Annotated in this window: 2 protein-coding genes; one reads left to right on the top strand and one right to left on the bottom strand. The window is 64.3% G+C overall.

Features of this window, described 5'->3' with window-relative positions; genetic code table 11:
• Positions 1–223: hypothetical protein (locus AB0J42_RS37740; protein WP_364303411.1), on the top strand; the 223-nt coding region annotated here is incomplete at its 5' end.
• On the opposite strand, the gene AB0J42_RS37735 is transcribed toward AB0J42_RS37740, so the two are convergent.
• Positions 205–888 carry a glyoxalase gene (locus tag AB0J42_RS37735; RefSeq protein ID WP_364303413.1) on the bottom strand — a complete coding sequence of 228 codons (684 nt, stop codon included), beginning with the start codon at positions 886–888 and terminating at the stop codon, positions 205–207. The two genes, AB0J42_RS37740 and AB0J42_RS37735, sit on opposite strands and share 19 nt — an antisense overlap.
• Positions 889–1,003: the final 115 nt, after the last annotated feature.

The raw sequence follows: 1,003 nt of genomic DNA, 5'->3' as shown, positions 1-1,003 counted from the left end.
TCACAGTGGCGACGTCGGCATCAAGCCCGCGCCCGCCGCTGCCATTACCAGCGACAGCGACGAATCATCGATCACTAAATGCGGCTGGAGTACTAAGAGCCTCCGCCGTCGTGATTCCGTGGAGCGTCAGGGGCTCGTCCTTGACGCTAACGATCCGCTCGACGCAGCGGTGAGCGACCGATCACAAAGTGGCGTCTGCCTTTTTCAGGAGAGCCACTCCTGAAGTCCGGGGAGATGCCCGACCTCCGACTCGATACGCTGCCTGTCGTCAGTCGTGAGATCCAGGCCACGCAGATCGGCGAGCCATGGATCGGTGGGCTCGCCGAGGACCATGGCTAGGTCGATGAGGTGGCACAGGGCGATGGCTCGCTCGGCCGGCGAGGCGTCTGCGCCGTGCCTGCGCATCGCGGACTTGAGCGCGCGGAAGGCCTGCAGGTCATCGTTCTTGAACTCGCGCAGTATCCGGGCGTTGTCGAGCGCCTTGGCCAGGCCCATCAGCTTCTTCGAGCCGCCGTACTCCAGTTCGGCGGGCTCGTTGCGCTGGATGAAGAGGATTGAGTTCCCGGACGGGTCGATCAGCGTGAATCGGGACGAGCCTGGCCGGTAGCGGGTGATCCGTGGCAGGCCTGAACTCAGCATTTTGCCGTGGACCCGGCGCATCGCCGCGACGAACGCCGCGTGGTACGGCGCCACGGCGTCGACCATGACCAGGCAGCTTCCGGACTCCTCCCGGGCAGGATCCAGGCCTTTGGGCGCCGGGCCGAAGTGCAGTTGGAATCCGCTCCACTGCAGGGCCAGGTAAACATAGGGTTTGCTCTGCTTGTAGGTCGCCTGGAACCCCAGCGCCTCATAGAACGCCAAGGTCTCCTCCACCGAAACGCACGGCATCAGCGGCACCGTCGTCTCGTTCCGGTAGCTGTCAAACCGGATGACACACGTCATGCTGCGTTGCTTGCCTGCCGGTCCTCCATAGTCTCGATGGTGGCGGGCTGCGGCTCGTTGA

Origin of the sequence: Nonomuraea sp. NPDC049649 (assembly GCF_040675175.1) — a bacterium.
Taxonomy (GTDB): Bacteria; Actinomycetota; Actinomycetes; order Streptosporangiales; family Streptosporangiaceae; genus Nonomuraea.
Note: the sequence above shows the minus strand (reverse complement) of the source record. Positions and strands in the feature narration are given on the sequence as shown.

What these genes read in the sequence shown, in the direction of transcription:
- AB0J42_RS37735 (WP_364303413.1), bottom strand. Translation starts at nt 888, where the DNA reads ATGCCGTGCGTTTCGGTGGAGGAGACCTTGGCGTTCTATGAGGCGCTG.